Origin of the sequence: Sphingomonas sp. Leaf25 (assembly GCF_001421635.1) — a bacterium.
Taxonomy (GTDB): Bacteria; Pseudomonadota; Alphaproteobacteria; order Sphingomonadales; family Sphingomonadaceae; genus Sphingomonas.
Genome location: NZ_LMKU01000023.1, coordinates 493,257 through 507,972 on the forward strand (window position 1 = coordinate 493,257; position 14,716 = coordinate 507,972).

Here is a 14,716-nt window from a genome sequence, read left to right on the forward strand (position 1 = left end):
GAGCACCCATGCGCATCGTCTCCGTACCCGACCGCCTCGTCCGCGACCCGGCCACCCGCCGCGTCGTCGACGACGCCGGCATCACCATCGATCCCACCGACCTCTACTGGGCCCGGCTGCTCGCCGATGGCGACGTCGTCGCCGCCCCGGTGTCGTCGCGCCGCCCCAAGGAGCCTGTCGCATGACCATCCCGTTCCGGCAGATCCCTGCCAACTTGCGCGTGCCGCTGTTCTTCGCCGAGCTGGACGCTTCGAACGCCAACAGCAATGCGCGCGCGCAGCGGGCGTTGCTGATCGGACAGCGCACCGGTGCCGGCACGATCGCGCCCAACACGCCGACGATCAGCCAGTCGCAGATCGATTCGCGCGCCGTCGCTGGCCCGGGTTCGGTGCTGGCCGGCATGGTAGACGCCTACCGTGCCAACGACCCGTCGGGTGAGATGTGGATGCTGGCGCTGAGCGACGACGTCGCCGGCGTCGCCGCGACCGGCACGATCACCTTCGCCGGCACGACGACCGCGCTCGGCACCCTGTCGCTCTACATCGCCGGCCGGCGCGTGCCCGTCGCGATCGCCAGCGGGCAGACTGCCGCGCAGGTCGCCGTCACCGTCGCGGCCGCGATCGGCGCCGCGGTCGATCTGCCTGTCACCGCCGTCAGCGCCGCCGCCGTCGTCACGCTGACCGCGAAGAACAAGGGTGAGGTGGGCAACGACCTCGACATCCGCTTCAATTTCCGTGGCTCTGCCGCCGGCGAAGCCTTCCCGGCCGGCATCACCGCGGCGATCGTCGCCATGGCGAACGGCGTCACCAACCCCGTCTTGACGACCGGCCTTGCCGCGCTCCAGGACACGGCGTTCGATTTCATCGTCTGCTCGCTGACCGACGCCACGTCGCTGGCGGCGATCGCCGCGCTGCTGAACGACGCCACCGGCCGCTGGTCGTGGTCGAGCCAAGTGTACGGCCACTGCTTCGTCGCCCGGCGCGGTACCGCCGGGGCCAACGCGGCGTTCGCGACCGGGCTGAACAACCAGCACATCTCGAATATCGCCTTCAGCGATTCGCCGTCGCCGGCATGGGCCTGGGCAGCGGCATTCGCCGGCGCGGCGGCGGTCAGCCTGCGCGCCGATCCGGGCCTGCCGCTCCAGACGCTGACCGTCGCCGGCATCCTTGCCCCGCCGCTCGCCTCGCGCTTCCCGCTGTCGATCCGCAACAACGTGTTGCTCTACGGCGGGTGCGCGACCTGGACCGTCGACGCGACCGGCGCGGTCACGATCGAGAACGTGGTGACGACCTATGTCACCAACGCGGCGGGCCAGTTCGACGACAGCTATCTCCAGATCGAGACGCTGTTCCTGCTCGCGTTCGTCCTGCGCCGGCTGTCCGACGTCGTCTCGAGCAAATTCGCACGGCGCAAGCTGGCGTCGGATGGCGTGCGGCTCCTCCCGGGTTCGAACGTCGTCACGCCCTCGATCATCCGCGCCGAGATCATCGCCGCCTATCGCCAGTTGGAAGGCGAGGGGATGGTGCAGGAGTCGGCCGCCTTCGCCGCTGGCCTGATCGTCGAGAAAGACGCGACCAACCCGAACCGGGTGAACGTCCAGTGGCCCGGCAAGCTGATCAACCAGCTCCGCACCTTCGCGCTCCTCGCGCAATTCCGCCTGTAAAGGACCAGCAGCATGGCAGATCCCAATCGCCTCGCCGGCGTCGCCTCCGTCACCATCAACGGCCGCGCCCATTCGATCTCCGGCGAGGGCAGCTATCGCCCGAGCGGCAACTCGCGCACCCCGCTGGTCGGGCAGGACGGCTACCACGGCTACAGCGAGATGCCCCGCCCGGGCAAAATCAGTTGGAAGGGTCGCGACAGCGGCGCGATCTCGGTCTCCGAGCTGAGCGACGCCGTCGACGCGACCGTCGTGCTGAGCCTCGCCAACGGCAAGACGATCATCGGCCGCAACATGGTGCGGGTCGGCGACGAGCCGATCACCGTGAACACCGAAGATGGCACCTTCGAGATCGAGTTCGACGGCCCCGACGTGAAGGAGGCATGACCTTGGACACCCCCAATACCGCACCCGGCACCGCGGCCGAGATCCCCGACGAGTTGATCATCGTCCTGCGCAAGCCGGTCATGCTCGGCACCGAAACCTACACCCAGCTCGTGCTGCGCGAGCCGACCGCTGCCGAATGGGAGCAGTGGGACGGCTTGAGCGGCGTCGTCTGCGACCAGAAGGCGGTCGCGGTCGTGTCGGGTGTCCCGCTGCCCGCCGTGCGGATGATCGGCGCGCGCGATCTCGTCGCCGGCGCAAGGTACATCGCCCGTTTTTTGGACTGAGACCCGACGACTGGCACGAGCGCCTCGATGCGCTCGGCATGCGCTACGGCAAGATGCCCGATGAGATCGCGACCCGTCCATGGTCGAAGCTGATGCTGTGGTGCGCGGTAGCCGGGATCGGCACCGACGTCGACGAGGAGTGAGCAAGCGATGAGCCAGCCCGCAGCCTCTTATGGCATCGCGATCACCGGCAGCGACCGGACCGCAGCGGCCGCCAAGTCGGCAGAGCGTCGGCTCAGCCAGATCCCGAAGCGCGCCGGCGCCGCCAATCGTCGGTTCGCCGAGGACGGCGACCGGACGCTGCGCCGCCACTCGCGCAGCATCATCCGCACCTTCCGCGACGTCGAGCAGGCCGGTGCGCGGGTGTTCGGCGGTCGCTCGATTACCAGCGGCATCTCCTCGCGTCTGGGCGGAGTCGGGGCGGCGGCATCGGCGGCCGGGACCGGCCTTGGTGAAGCAGCCGCATCAGGCGGCGTCCTGAGCAGTGTGCTCGGTGCGGTCGGTGTGGCAGCGGGCGCTACGATCGGGCTGCTCGCTTCGGCTGCCTATGCCGCGCTGACGGTCGCCAATACCTGGGCGAAGGGCGCAGCCTCGATCGGCCGGACGGCGGCGATCATCGGCGTCGGTACGAAGGCATTGCAGGAGTTTACCGCTGCGGCCGAGCGCGCCGGCGTCGACAAGGGTGTCGCCAACGGAACGCTCGCCAGCCTGTCGCAGACCTTGAACGACGCGAAATATGGCCGGAACACCGGTGCGCTGTCGGTGCTAGGTCGCCTTGGCGTCGGCATGCAGACGAACAAGGATGGTACGGTCAACGTCGAGGCGATGCTGCCGCAGCTCGCCGATGCGCTAAAGCGCCAGAACAGCAGCGGCCAGCGCACTGCCGCTCGCGCCTTGGGCATCCCGATCGAGGCGCTCGCCGCGTTCACGCAGGGCGGGGCGGCCCTGTCGGCAGACATGGCCGATGCCGGCAAGCACGCGAACGTGCTCACCGAGGATCAGATCGCGACCGGCGAGCGGATCGCGCGCAAGGGCGTGATCGTCGGGCAGATGAAGGACCGGGTCCTCGGTAACGCTGGCGCTCTCGCGGCCGGTACCATGGAGAAAGGCTACGACGCCGTCATCCAGGGCGGCCAAGCGATGCTCGATGGCGCGTCGTCGTTCGGTGAAACGGTCGAGCGGACCTTCAAGCCCGCGACCGACAAGCTGGGCAGGGCGGCGGATACGATCGATCGCGCAGCCCGGGCCATGCTGCCAATGGGCGAAACCCATGCGCCTTCGGGACGGACTGGACGGCGATCCCCCCTCCGTAACGGCGTGCTGGCTCTATCACCGCAGGACATCGTTGACCTGAAGAAGACTGTCGCGACCGAGACGACCGGGAAGGATAGCAAGCAACTCATGGGTGTCGTCGATACCATCCTGAACCGCGTGGCATCCGGTCGATGGGGTAGCACGGTGCGCGACGTCGTCGATGCCCGCAAGCAATTCTCCGACGTCAATGGGCCGGTAGCGTGGAAGCACGGCCGCCGATCGGTGTCGGAGATACCCATGTCGAAGGTATCGCGCCGCGTTTCGACGATGGTCGATCGCTGGCTCCAATGGCGAGAGAAGGGCGCACCGTCGAGCGTCGGCGATCACCTCAATTATGCCAACCCATACTATTCGGATCGGCGTAACCGAGAGTGGATCGATAAGTTGAGCGGTCCGGTTTACGGTAGCGGTCGATCGATTCATCGCCATGGTACCGCCGCTGGTTTACAAGGCGCGCGTCCTGGCGCTTTTCGTATCGATGATACACGGACGCCGGAGATACCGGTGAAGGTGCAGATCGAGATGCGTGGGGCTCCCGCAGGGACTCGTGCTCGCGTGGAAGCTGGCCGTGGTGCTCGACCAGCAGTCAGTCACGCCTTCGAGTAATCATCGTGGGTTGCGACGCTTCGTGCAGCTAGTCGCGCGCTCGCTGATGTTGCCGTATTCATAGTCCCAGAATGCCATATCGGGGCCGAACAGCAGCATCTCATCCGGGCGATCACGAGGGTAGTAGAAGTACGATCCGCCAATAGCTGCCCGCCTCTTCCCGCGAATGGTCACGGTTGTACCGGGTTCGCGGGTATCAATGACAACGACCCCTGTCTTCGGGAACCGGCAAGTCCAGGTTTCGCCGGCATAACGATGCCCTTGCGCGCCCGTAGCCAGCAGCAGTCCCGCGACGATCGTCAGCATTCGCGCATCCCTTCCGCCGCGTAACGCTCTGAGAGCGACTCGGTTTTCCGAGCGAGGAGACTATCATGGCCCTTTTCGCCGGCAAGCTGCTCCCCGCGTCGTTCCGTGGCGCACCGTTCGCAGTGCTCCAGAACGACACCTCGGGCGGACGTCGCATCGCGCTCCATCAATATCCTGGCCGCGATCAGCCGTGGGCCGAGGACATGGGCCGCGCGCCTCGCCAGTTCCGTTTCCGGGGCTTCATCGTCGACGGCGACGTGGTCTTCGTCGGCGGCCCGGTCCAGCTTCAGCGCGTGCTGCTGCTGGCGGCGCTGGAGAAGCGCGGCCCCGGGGTGCTGACCCACCCGACCCTCGGCGTGCTGAACGTCAGCGTCGTGCGATTCAGTCTCGGCGAAGATCTCGGCGCCGGTCGGATGTCGAGCGTCGAGATCGAGTTCGTCGAGGCGGGGAAGAAGACCTATCCGTCGCTGCTGTCGTCCAGCGCCGGACTGTTCTCCGCCGCGAACCTCTGCAAGGTCGCCCTGGCGGTTGATGCGATCCGCGCGATCGCGTTGCTCTCCTCCCTCGGCGGCCGCCGGCGCGACCTGTCGAACACCGCCGCGCTGTGGAGTTCGCAGGTGGTCGCCGCCGGGCGCGATGCGACCGCGCTCCAGCGGCTCGCGGCACAACAGCCGGGCGCTTATGGCCGCTTCGCCGGCGGCGGCAACACCGGCCTTGGCGGTCAGCGGGTGACGACGATCGGCAGCGGTGCGGATCTGTCCGACCTAGTCGCGATCGCGTCGCGCGCGCGGGTGGCGCTCGGTGCGCGGGCGGCGGCGCTGGCGGCGGCGGTCGCCGGCGCGAACCTCGCCTATGCCACCGGCATCGCGCCGGCGGTGATCGCGCTCGTCGACACGCTGGTCGACGCCTGTGCCGATCCCGCCGACGCGATCCGGTTGCTGGCCTCGCTCGCCGCCTTCGTGCCGCTGTCGGGATCGGCTCAGCTCGCCCTTGGTGGTGCCGTCACCGCGATGGTGCGCCGGGCGATCGCCGCCGCGCTGGTGCGTGCTGCCGGCGAATATCAGCCGTCGAGCAGCAACGATGCTGCGGCGATGATCGCCCTGATCGGCGGTGCGATCGGCAGCGTCGCCGACGAGGCGGCCGACGCCGGTGACGACGAAAGCTTCGCCGCCCTTCGCGGGGCGCGTGCCGCCGTCGTGGCCGACCTGCGCCGCCGTGGCGCGACGCTGGCGCAGATCACGACGTTCGCGCCGGGTGTGCCGCTGCCGGCGTTGCGCCTTGCACAACGCTACTACCGCGATCCCACCCGCGCGGACCAGCTCGTCGGGCAGACCTCAATCCCGCACCCGCTGTTCATGCCGGTCGCGTTCGAGGCACTGGCAGCATGACCGACGGCCCGGACATCGTCGTCAACGGGGCAGGGCGCGATCGGGATCAGGATGACCTGACCCTGATCGTCGGCGGCACCGAGATCACCGGATGGCAGGAGATCGAGGTGACGCTGCGCGCCGAAGGCTTCCCCAATTCCTTCCATATCGCGCTGTCGTCCAAGGAGCCGATCTCCAGCATCGTGCGCGCCGGCGAGATCTGCACGGTGCTCCTCGGCCGCGACAAGGTCATCACCGGCTACATCGACCGCGATGTGCCCGGCGGCACGCCGAACACCCATGTCATCAACGTCCTCGGCCGTGGGTTGACGCAGGATCTGGTCGATTGCTCGGCCGAGTGGCCGCAGGGCCAGTTGACGCAGGCGGATGCGCTGACGATCGCCTCGACGCTGGCGTTGCCCTATTCGATCGGCGTCGAGCTGGGCGAGGGAGCCGCTGCCGGCGACAAGGTCCCGCAGTGGAATTTGAATTACGGCGAAACCGGCGCCGAGATCATCCAGCGCGTCGCGCGCAATGCCGGCCTGCTGGCCTATGAGAATGCACAGGGGCACCTGCTGCTGACGACCGTCGGAGCGACGCGCGCTGCCAGCGGGATCGTCTATGGCCAGAACGTCGAGCGCTGGTCGGTCGACAATGCTACCGACCAGCGCTTCTCGGAGATCGTCTGCTGCGCATCGAGCATGAACGTCCTGCAGGATCTCGGCGGCAACGACTTCTACCATACCGAGCGCGATCCCAACGTCGCGCGCCACCGGCTGATGTACATGGTGCTCGAATCGGTGGCGGACGATCCGCAGGGGTTCACTATCCGCAAGGCGCAATGGGAGATCGCGCGGCGGGCAGGGCGGTCGACGATCGTCAGCGCGACCATCGATAGCTGGCGCGATGCCGCTGGCGATCTGTGGATGCCCAACACGATCGTGCCGGTCGAGCTGCCGGCGCGTCTGCCCGCCAGCGACCTGGTCGTCGCCGAGGTGACGTTCCGTCGGTCCAGCGAGAGCGGCACGACCGCCGAGCTTCGGTTGATGCCGCGCGAGGCGTTCGTGCCCGAGCCGATCACGCTCAATCCGATCAGCACCGCCGACATCGACGCAGTGGAGCCTGCCCCATGATCCGCGAGCTGGCCAATCTCTTCGGGTTCGGGCGGGTGACGCTCGTCGACGACGATGGCGAATTGCAGCGCCTGCAGGTGACGGAAGGTGCCACCGGCACCGGGTTCGCCGATCGCGTGACCGACGCCGTGCCGATGATCGGCCGCTTCGGCTTCGCCAGCGTGCCGCCGGCCGACAGCGAAGTCCTGCTCGCGCGCCGGAATGGCGACCGGGGCAAGTCGATCGCGATCGGCACCAGCCATCGCCCGTCGCGACCCAAGGGGCTGAAGCCGGGCGACGCCGGCATGTACGACGTGCGCGGTGCAAAGGTTCTGCTGACCGAGGATGGCCTGGTCATCGACTGCGCCGGGCTGCCGGCGATCGTGAAGAATGCGCCGACCGTCACCCTGCAGGCGACCGACCGCATCGTCCTCGATGCGCCGATCATCGAATGCACCGGGGCTATCACCGCAAAGGGCGATGCCACGGTCCGCACCGACGGAACCGCTGTCGAGGTGGGCAAGCTGCGCGATGCCTATGCCGCCCACAAGCATGGTGGCGTGACCACCGGCACCGGCGTATCGGGTCTGACGGACAAGGCGGTGTAGCGATGGCGGACATTGCGACGCGGTGGGATACCGCGACCGGTACCGGCGACTGGACGATCGATCGGGCCAGCCAGATCATCTGGACCGACGAGACCGGCGCCAGCATCGTCGACCAGAATGGCCGGGTGGTGAGCGCCGCGTTCGACGCCGGTACCGGGCTGGTCGAAGGCAACGATCTTCAGACAGCGGTGCTGATCAGCCTGTTCAGCGATGCCGTCGCGGCCGACGACGACGTGATCACCGACCGGTCGGGCGATCCGCGCGGGTGGTGGGCAGGACCGATCGGATCGAAACTGTGGCTGCGCGCGCGATCGCGCGTCACGCCGCAGCTTCCCGCGCTGGTGAAGGACGACATCGAGCAGGCACTGGCGTGGCTGATCGAGGACCGCGTGCTGAGCGCGATCGACGTCGAGGTCGAATTCACCACCCCGACGATGCTGGGTGCCCGCGTCGTGTTCCGGCGATCGGACGGCCGTCGCGCCGAGCTGCGCTTCAGCCGCCTTTGGGAGAGCATCTGACATGCCGTTTCCTCGCCCGACCCTGACCGAGCTGCGGCGTCAGGTCGCAACCGACATCAACGCCTCGCTGCCCGGTGTCGACGCGCTGCTGCGCTATTCGAACCTCGGGATCACCGGTGAGGTCCTCGCCGCGCTTGCCAGCGGGCATTACGGCTATCTCGACTGGATCGCGCTCAATTCGGTGCCGTTCACCGCGACCGGGGAGTATCTGGAGGGCTGGGCGGCGTTGCGCGGCGTCACGCGCCGCCCGGCGACGAATGCGAAGGGGGCCGCGCGCTTCCCCGCGACGAACGGCAGCCAAGTACCGGCCGGCACGATCGTCAATCGGATCGACGGCGTGCAGTACGTGGCGACCGCGAACGCCATCGCGGCGGACGGCGCGGTCGTCGTGCCGATCGAGAGCGTCGAGCCGGGGACCGGCGGCAATGCCGCCGGCGGTGCGGCGATGATGCTCGCGGCCGGGATCAGCGGTGTGTCGGTCAACGGCACCGTCTCGACGCTGATCGGCGGCGGCGCGGACATCGAGGAAGATGGCGATCTGCGCAGCCGCATGCTCGCCGCCTATGCTTCCCCGCCGCAGGGTGGATCGATCACCGACTATCCCGCCTGGGCGCTGACCGTGCCCGGTGTCACCCGCTGCTGGATCAAGCCGTCGGCGATGGGACCGGGTACGATTGTGCTGATGTTCATGATGGATACCGCGCGCGCGGACGCCGGTGGCTTTCCGCAGGGGACCGATGGCTGCGCCAGCTATGAATCGCGCGACACCGCGGCGACCGGCGATCAGCTCATCGTCGCCAACGCGATCTTCCCCAAGCAGTCGGTCACGGCGCTGGTCTATGCCGTCGCGCCCAAGCCGAACAATCTGACGCTGACCGTGCGTGGTATCGCGTCGCTGCCGGCGGAGACGAAGACCGCAATCGCCGACGCGGTGCAGCTCGCGCTGCGCACGGCGGCGGTGCCCGGGGGCGTGACCAATGTTTCTTCGATCGAGAGCGCGATCGCGTCGGTGGCCGGTACCGCAGGCTTCGTCCTGACCGCGATCGCGGCGTCGGCCGGCACGGTGTCGGACGGTGGTGTCGGCAACATTACCTCGAACGCCGGCACGCTGCCGACACTCGCCGGGATCACCTTCGCGGCATGAGCCAGTATTACCAGATCGAGCCTGGATACGACGGGGAATATTACCCCACCGATCCTGAGACGCCGCCCGCGCCAATCCCTGATCCGACGCCGACGCCGGCCGCCCCATCGCCGCAACCCGAGATCATCGCACCGGGTATCCCCGCCCGGGCACTGCCGGTGCCGATCCCCCGGGCGGCAGCCACCCGCCTGCCGGTGCCGGTGCTCCAGCCACGACCGCGCTACAGCGGCCAAGACTATGCCGGTGCGGCCCAAGCACTCTTGCCGACCGGTCGCGTCTGGCCGGCGGGCGACAGCGTCCAAGCCTCCGTCTTCCGCGCCTTTGCCGAGACGTTCGTGCGATCGGACGGCGTCGCCGGCGCGCTCCTCGACACCGCGTTGCCCGGATCGGTGACGCCCATGCTTCCCGAATGGGAGGCGACGCTCGGCCTGCCCGATCGCTGCGCGGGGGAACATCCAGATCTTCAGCAGCGACTCGACCAGGTGCGAGGCCGGTTCTTCGGTGCCGGCGGACAGTCCCGCCAGCGCTTCATCGACTTCGCCGCGGCGCTCGGCTTCACGATCACGATCACCAACTATGCGCCGTTCCGCGCGGGGCTGAGTACGGTCGGCAATCCGATCGCGTCGGATGCGTGGACGTTCGTGTGGGGCGTGACGATCGTCGAGACCACCGGCGCGCTCAGCCCGGCGGTCCTCCAATGCGAATTCGAGGCGGTGAAGCCCGCCGAGACCACGCTGATCTTCCTCGACTAGGACACACCATGCAGAGAATCGATGGGCCGACGCGATCGGCCGACCTGCCGGCGCCTGCGCCGGTCGGTACCGGCAACAGCGCGCCTGGCTACTTCCAGCAGGGCGATCCCGCCACCGGTCGCGCGCCGACGACGCTCGACGTCGACTGGGCAAACGGCGTGCAGGAAGAGATCTGCAACGTGATCGAGCATGCCGGCCTGCCGCTCGACAAGGCCGATCGCGCGCAGCTCCGCAAGGCGATCGTCGCGATCATTACCGAGATGACCTCGGCCGAGGACGCGACGTCGCAGCTCGGGCCGACCGGCTACCGCATCTCGCCCGACGGCTACATCGAGCAGTGGGGATACGTGCCCGGGTCGGTGAACGGTGAAGGATCGCGTCAGATCGTCTTTCCGATCCCGTTCCCGGTCGAATGCTTCGGCGTCAGCGGCACGGTGCTCAACACGGGCTCCAGCACCAGCGGTGCCCATAATGTGCAGGAAGTCGCGGTCAGCCAGACCGGTGCGACGATCTTCCTTCAGTCCGATCAGAACAGCAGCGGCGTGCAGGGCGGGTTCCGCTGGCGCGCGACCGGGAGGTAATATGAGCAGGATTCCCGATTATCCGTTTCCGGCGCGTCCTCTGGACGGCAGCGAAGTCATGGCCGGGTGGCAAGACGGGCAGCAGGTCGCGCTGCCGGCGCAGACACTCATGGCGTTCGCCGAGGACCTGGCTCATTCGACCATCGAGCGGGAAGTCACGCCCGCCGTCGAGGCGGCGGTCGCTGCGGCCGATCGCTCGGCGGATGCGGCCGCCGAAGCTGAGAATTTGGTCGCGGAAGTCGGGCAGGCTGCGCAAGCCGCGCTTGCCGCGACCGACGCGCTGTCGGTCGACGTCGCCGGCGTGATCGGCCGCCCGGCCGGCGTGCCGCTCACCACCGGTCAGCCGATCCAGCCCGGCCAGTGCTTCTACCTCGACCGGGTCACGAGCGTCGGCAAGCTGACTTCGATCGACATCTTCGATCGCGCCGCCGGCACGATCGAAATCGCGGTCTGTCGTGGCAATGGCAATGCCGTCGCGCGCGTTGCCCATACGACCGTCCAGTCGCAGGGCGGCGGCGTCGAGCGTCGTATCCCGCTCGCTGCCCCGCTTGCCGTCCTCCCTGGCGATGTACTTGAGGTCCGGGCGACAGCGGATGGCCTGTACACGTTGCTCGATACGCGCGCGGACGGGGCAGGGTACTTCCTCGGGCCGGCAGTGACGCTGGGCGAAGAGGCGATCCTTGGCAACGCCAGCACCAACATCCTGATTCAGCTGCGCTTCAATCTGACATATCGGGAGCAGACAGTGACCGCCGACAGCGTCGAGGCCATCGAGGCACGCACGGATAAGCTTTTCGCCCGGCGTACCGCGATCATCGGCCGCCCGCCCGCCGCCGCGCTCCTACCCGGCGATCCGGTGCAGCCGGGACAAATTTTCTTCATAGATCCGGTCGCCGTCGCTGGTCGCATCGCGTCGGTCGACGTCCTCGACCTCGCCGCTGGCACGATCGAAATCGCGGCCTTCCGCAAGATCGATGGCGTGTGGACTCGCATCGGCCTGTCGTCGGTCGCGACGCTCGGCGGATCGGTCGTGCGGTCGCTGCCTCTTGCAGCGCCGTTTGCCGTCCAGCCCGGCGACATCGCGTGTCTGCGCGCCACCACGAATGGCTTGTTCACCGTTCAGGGCGACACGTTGGCGGACGGCCTTGGATGCTTCCTCGGTGCGCAGGCTCCGATTGGGCCAACCGCCGTGCTGGGCGAAGCACGGACCGACGTGCTGATCTACGCGCGGATCAATATCCAGTATGCCGAACAGGCGGTCACGGCCGACGCCTTCGCCGCGCTGCGCGACGATCTCGCCAATGCGCCGCGCGGTGGCAGTCCGCGCGTCGCGCTGTCGGCCGATGTCCGCGTGCCGATGCTGTCGACCGCATCGTGGGTCGCGCTGATCCTCTACGGTCAGTCCAATTCCACCTCTTACGAGGCTAAGCCGGCCATTTCGGTGGTGCAGCCCTATGCCAATCTCACCTTCGGCGGCGGTGTCCACACCGGCAAGGCGGGCAATGCGTACGGCGCGTATGTGACCGGCCCCGGCATGTCGACGACCAAGCCACTGGTCGAGCAGGACACCACCGAAGCAGCGCCCGGCGCGGACGGGTCGTCGATGAACGGCGAAACCGCCTGCACCGCCGCCGGCTCGACCTTCGTGGAAATCGCCACCGCGCGGCAGGGCATCGACCCGAAGTCGATCACCGTCTTCGCGTCGTCGGCGGGTCACGCCGGGTATTCGATCGCGCAGCTGTCCAAGGGGTCGCCGTGGTATCAGTCGATCATCGACGGCATCGCCGGCGGCGCAGCGCTCGCCCATGCGGCGGGCAAAGGCTACACGCCTCCGATCGTCTACTGGAATCAGGGCGGTGACGACGCCCGCGCCGGGAATTCGACGGACTATTACCGGGTCGCCTTCCTGAAGCTGGTCGCTGACATCAATGCGGACGCGCGCGCCGCGATCATTGCCGCGATGCCCGGCCGCGCCGCGCCGGCGACACCGATCCACTTCCTCGTGACACAGATCGCCAGCCCCTATTACGAGGGCACCCGCGCCAATCTGAATCGCATCCAGCAGGCGCAATACGAGGCGGTCGTCGCCTCCCCGCTGGTCCACTATCTCGCGCCCGAGTTCAGCTTCGAGCCGGTCGGCGGACGCCAGCACCTGACCAATATCTCGCACCGCCGCATGGGTGCGTACATCGGTCGCGCGATGGGCAATCTCGTCATCGACCGGTGCGTGCCCGATTGCCTGTGGCCGGTATCGGCCATCGCCAGCGGCACAACGCTGCGCCTGACCTTCCGCGTACCGGCGTTGCCGATGGTCTTCGACGAAATGACCTTCGGCAAGCTGACCGACAAAGGCTTCGTCATCCGTGATGCCGGCGGCGTCGTGCCGATCGTCGCGGTCGACATCGCCAAGAGCGGCGACGTGGTCGAGATCACGCTTGGCCGCGCGCTTGGCGCGTCGCCGATCGTCCGTCACGGCATGGATTATATCGGCGCGCCCAATATGCACTGGCAATCTAGCAGCGGGTGCCTGCGCGACAGCACGGCAGACATCCGTGACGGTCAGCATCTGTGGCATGTCGCACCGGCCTGTCAGCTTGCGGTGCAGGACATCAGCACCGCCGGTGTTCCAATCGGCGTGGGCGACCGGTCGGTCGAGCCAGCCAGCGTAGGAGCGCTCGCGGACGAGATCGATGCGGCCAAGGCGCTGGCTCGCGCAGCACAGGCGCAGGCCGATGCCGCACTGATCGCGCCCGTCCCCGCGACTCGCGTGACGGACGGTGGCGACCGGTCGATGATGACCGGTACGGACCGCGCAAAGCTTGAGGCATATGCGGTGCTGCCGTCGATCACGATTGGCGGTCGCGCGATGCAGCCGACGGTCGCGCACTTCCGCCCGCCCGGCTTGCTCGACACATACCCGCTCGGCTTGGTCGCAGCGGGCGGAATCTATCTCGACACTGGCGAGGCATGGACGCCGGTCGATCCACGATTGCCTGTCCAGACAGTCATTCACAACGGACGGCTTGTGCAGCCGACCGTCGTTGCCACGCCAAGCCTTGCCGTGATCGAGGGCGTCTATCTCGACACTGGCGAGCGCTTCCCGCCGGTCGCGGCCGGCGTAGTCGCCTACAGCCCGACCGAAATCGTGGTGGTGCCGGCCGGTGCGACAGCCGTGGACGTGTTCTACAAGGGCACGCGCGACGGATCGGCTCGCTACATCCGCCAGAATTTCTACCGCTTCACCAGCACCGACCCGCTGATCGACGCGGACGTGTGGCGCTTGGGCGAGCAGTGGGAATGCCTGCGGACCGGGGAATATGCCTTCGCCGACATCCGTCGCCTCGGCAACGACGCGGAGACGGACACCGCGATCTGGGTCAACAAAAGCGTCTCCAGCGACAGCGGCGGCTTGGTCGGTGGCAAGGAGCATGGTGGCGAGAAAGAGGACGCCGGCTTCACGCCCTTCGCCTTGCTCGATGGCACGCCCTACGACCTGTCGATGCCGCGCCGTGGGCAATCGCTCGAATTCTTCCACCGGACGATCTGCTACGACTGGTCGGGCACGACGGCCAATGACAGCTTCACCCGCACCACGCTGAGCGCGACTGTCGTCGCCCGGATCACGAAGCGTCATCGCTGGTCGGCCGACGGGTATCAGGTCGACCAGCGGGCGGTATGGGGCGGCGGGCTGGCGTTGCGGCGCGCGTACTTCGGCATGGGCGTCGTCTTCCAGATGGTCGGATCGGACGCGCTCGCCTCGAAAGCCTATCTCGCGCCTGGCTGGACGCCCGTCGACATCAGCGCGTCGGGTACGGTCGATGGTGGGGGCACCTTCAGTCAGACGCAGGGCACATCGACGCACATCAAGATGTCGGGTGCGATCGGCGTCGCGTTCTCATGGCGCGACCTTGGGGGTGAGATCACCCGATACGCCCCCGGTGGTCGGACCTTCGTCCGCCTGACCAGCGGGCGGACCAAGCTCTATCCCGACTATGCCGGCGGGGCGACCCCGACGGCCGGCGCGATCTGGGACCTGTCCAGCATCCAGCGCTTCACCACCACCAACTAGGAGAATGT

At 67.9% G+C, this 14,716-nt stretch carries 14 protein-coding genes; 13 read left to right on the top strand and 1 reads right to left on the bottom strand.

The window, feature by feature from the left end:
- Nucleotides 1–8 precede the first annotated feature (8 nt).
- The 5 genes from ASE78_RS18285 (at nucleotide 9) to ASE78_RS10020 (ending at nucleotide 4,251) form a co-directional block, all read left to right on the top strand.
- Complete coding sequence (locus ASE78_RS18285; protein ID WP_082467117.1) at nucleotides 9–185, top strand: DUF2635 domain-containing protein; 177 nt, start codon at nucleotides 9–11, stop codon at nucleotides 183–185.
- A complete protein-coding gene (locus ASE78_RS10005; RefSeq protein ID WP_056496307.1) occupies nucleotides 182–1,663 on the top strand; it encodes a phage tail sheath subtilisin-like domain-containing protein in 1,482 nt (493 codons plus the stop codon). The genes ASE78_RS18285 and ASE78_RS10005 overlap by 4 nt, the downstream gene beginning before the upstream one ends.
- 12 nt (nucleotides 1,664–1,675) lie before the next feature.
- The gene (locus ASE78_RS10010) at nucleotides 1,676–2,047 is read left to right on the top strand and encodes a phage tail tube protein (RefSeq protein WP_056496310.1); all 372 of its coding nucleotides are present in this window, start codon (nucleotides 1,676–1,678) and stop codon (nucleotides 2,045–2,047) included.
- The gene (locus ASE78_RS10015) at nucleotides 2,044–2,331 is read left to right on the top strand and encodes a phage tail assembly protein (protein ID WP_056496313.1); all 288 of its coding nucleotides are present in this window, start codon (nucleotides 2,044–2,046) and stop codon (nucleotides 2,329–2,331) included. The genes ASE78_RS10010 and ASE78_RS10015 overlap by 4 nt, the downstream gene beginning before the upstream one ends.
- 150 nt (nucleotides 2,332–2,481) lie before the next feature.
- Complete coding sequence (locus ASE78_RS10020; protein WP_056496316.1) at nucleotides 2,482–4,251, top strand: cell wall hydrolase; 1,770 nt, start codon at nucleotides 2,482–2,484, stop codon at nucleotides 4,249–4,251.
- Here the strand turns inward: ASE78_RS10020 and ASE78_RS18685 are convergent, their stop codons facing one another.
- Nucleotides 4,252–4,557 carry a hypothetical protein gene (locus ASE78_RS18685; protein ID WP_156351413.1) on the bottom strand — a complete coding sequence of 102 codons (306 nt, stop codon included), beginning with the start codon at nucleotides 4,555–4,557 and terminating at the stop codon, nucleotides 4,252–4,254.
- 65 nt (nucleotides 4,558–4,622) lie between these two features.
- On the opposite strand from ASE78_RS18685, the gene ASE78_RS10025 reads away from it, so the two are divergent.
- The 8 genes from ASE78_RS10025 to ASE78_RS10060 are packed head-to-tail and all read left to right on the top strand — an operon-like array spanning nucleotide 4,623 to nucleotide 14,708.
- Nucleotides 4,623–5,945 (top strand): DNA circularization protein, encoded by a 1,323-nt coding sequence (locus tag ASE78_RS10025; protein WP_056496319.1) that lies wholly within the window; start codon nucleotides 4,623–4,625, stop codon nucleotides 5,943–5,945.
- Nucleotides 5,942–7,057: a phage baseplate assembly protein gene (locus ASE78_RS10030; protein WP_056496322.1), complete on the top strand. Its 1,116-nt coding sequence runs from the start codon at nucleotides 5,942–5,944 to the stop codon at nucleotides 7,055–7,057. The genes ASE78_RS10025 and ASE78_RS10030 overlap by 4 nt, the downstream gene beginning before the upstream one ends.
- On the top strand, nucleotides 7,054–7,644 hold the full coding sequence (locus ASE78_RS10035) for a phage baseplate assembly protein V (protein ID WP_056496324.1): 591 nt from the start codon (nucleotides 7,054–7,056) through the stop codon (nucleotides 7,642–7,644). The genes ASE78_RS10030 and ASE78_RS10035 overlap by 4 nt, the downstream gene beginning before the upstream one ends.
- A 2-nt stretch (nucleotides 7,645–7,646) precedes the next feature.
- The gene (locus ASE78_RS10040) at nucleotides 7,647–8,162 is read left to right on the top strand and encodes a phage GP46 family protein (protein ID WP_056496327.1); all 516 of its coding nucleotides are present in this window, start codon (nucleotides 7,647–7,649) and stop codon (nucleotides 8,160–8,162) included.
- A 1-nt stretch (nucleotide 8,163) separates the two neighbouring features.
- The gene (locus tag ASE78_RS10045; RefSeq protein ID WP_056496330.1) at nucleotides 8,164–9,306 is read left to right on the top strand and encodes a baseplate J/gp47 family protein; all 1,143 of its coding nucleotides are present in this window, start codon (nucleotides 8,164–8,166) and stop codon (nucleotides 9,304–9,306) included.
- Nucleotides 9,303–10,058: a YmfQ family protein gene (locus ASE78_RS10050; protein ID WP_056496334.1), complete on the top strand. Its 756-nt coding sequence runs from the start codon at nucleotides 9,303–9,305 to the stop codon at nucleotides 10,056–10,058. Before ASE78_RS10045 ends, ASE78_RS10050 begins: the two co-directional genes overlap by 4 nt.
- Before the next feature lie 8 nt (nucleotides 10,059–10,066).
- A complete protein-coding gene (locus ASE78_RS10055) occupies nucleotides 10,067–10,639 on the top strand; it encodes a gp53-like domain-containing protein (protein ID WP_056496337.1) in 573 nt (190 codons plus the stop codon).
- Nucleotide 10,640: 1 nt separating this feature from the next.
- Complete coding sequence (locus ASE78_RS10060; protein WP_056496341.1) at nucleotides 10,641–14,708, top strand: hypothetical protein; 4,068 nt, start codon at nucleotides 10,641–10,643, stop codon at nucleotides 14,706–14,708.
- Nucleotides 14,709–14,716: the final 8 nt, after the last annotated feature.

Coding starts and splice junctions, on each gene's coding strand:
- ASE78_RS10030 (WP_056496322.1), top strand. CDS start 5,942: ATGACCGACGGCCCGGACATCGTCGTCAACGGGGCAGGGCGCGATCGG.
- ASE78_RS10025 (WP_056496319.1), top strand. CDS start 4,623: ATGGCCCTTTTCGCCGGCAAGCTGCTCCCCGCGTCGTTCCGTGGCGCA.
- ASE78_RS10020 (WP_056496316.1), top strand. CDS start 2,482: ATGAGCCAGCCCGCAGCCTCTTATGGCATCGCGATCACCGGCAGCGAC.
- ASE78_RS10055 (WP_056496337.1), top strand. CDS start 10,067: ATGCAGAGAATCGATGGGCCGACGCGATCGGCCGACCTGCCGGCGCCT.
- ASE78_RS10015 (WP_056496313.1), top strand. CDS start 2,044: ATGACCTTGGACACCCCCAATACCGCACCCGGCACCGCGGCCGAGATC.
- ASE78_RS10035 (WP_056496324.1), top strand. CDS start 7,054: ATGATCCGCGAGCTGGCCAATCTCTTCGGGTTCGGGCGGGTGACGCTC.
- ASE78_RS10045 (WP_056496330.1), top strand. CDS start 8,164: ATGCCGTTTCCTCGCCCGACCCTGACCGAGCTGCGGCGTCAGGTCGCA.
- ASE78_RS10050 (WP_056496334.1), top strand. CDS start 9,303: ATGAGCCAGTATTACCAGATCGAGCCTGGATACGACGGGGAATATTAC.
- ASE78_RS18685 (WP_156351413.1), bottom strand. CDS start 4,557: ATGCTGACGATCGTCGCGGGACTGCTGCTGGCTACGGGCGCGCAAGGG.
- ASE78_RS18285 (WP_082467117.1), top strand. CDS start 9: ATGCGCATCGTCTCCGTACCCGACCGCCTCGTCCGCGACCCGGCCACC.
- ASE78_RS10040 (WP_056496327.1), top strand. CDS start 7,647: ATGGCGGACATTGCGACGCGGTGGGATACCGCGACCGGTACCGGCGAC.
- ASE78_RS10060 (WP_056496341.1), top strand. CDS start 10,641: ATGAGCAGGATTCCCGATTATCCGTTTCCGGCGCGTCCTCTGGACGGC.
- ASE78_RS10010 (WP_056496310.1), top strand. CDS start 1,676: ATGGCAGATCCCAATCGCCTCGCCGGCGTCGCCTCCGTCACCATCAAC.
- ASE78_RS10005 (WP_056496307.1), top strand. CDS start 182: ATGACCATCCCGTTCCGGCAGATCCCTGCCAACTTGCGCGTGCCGCTG.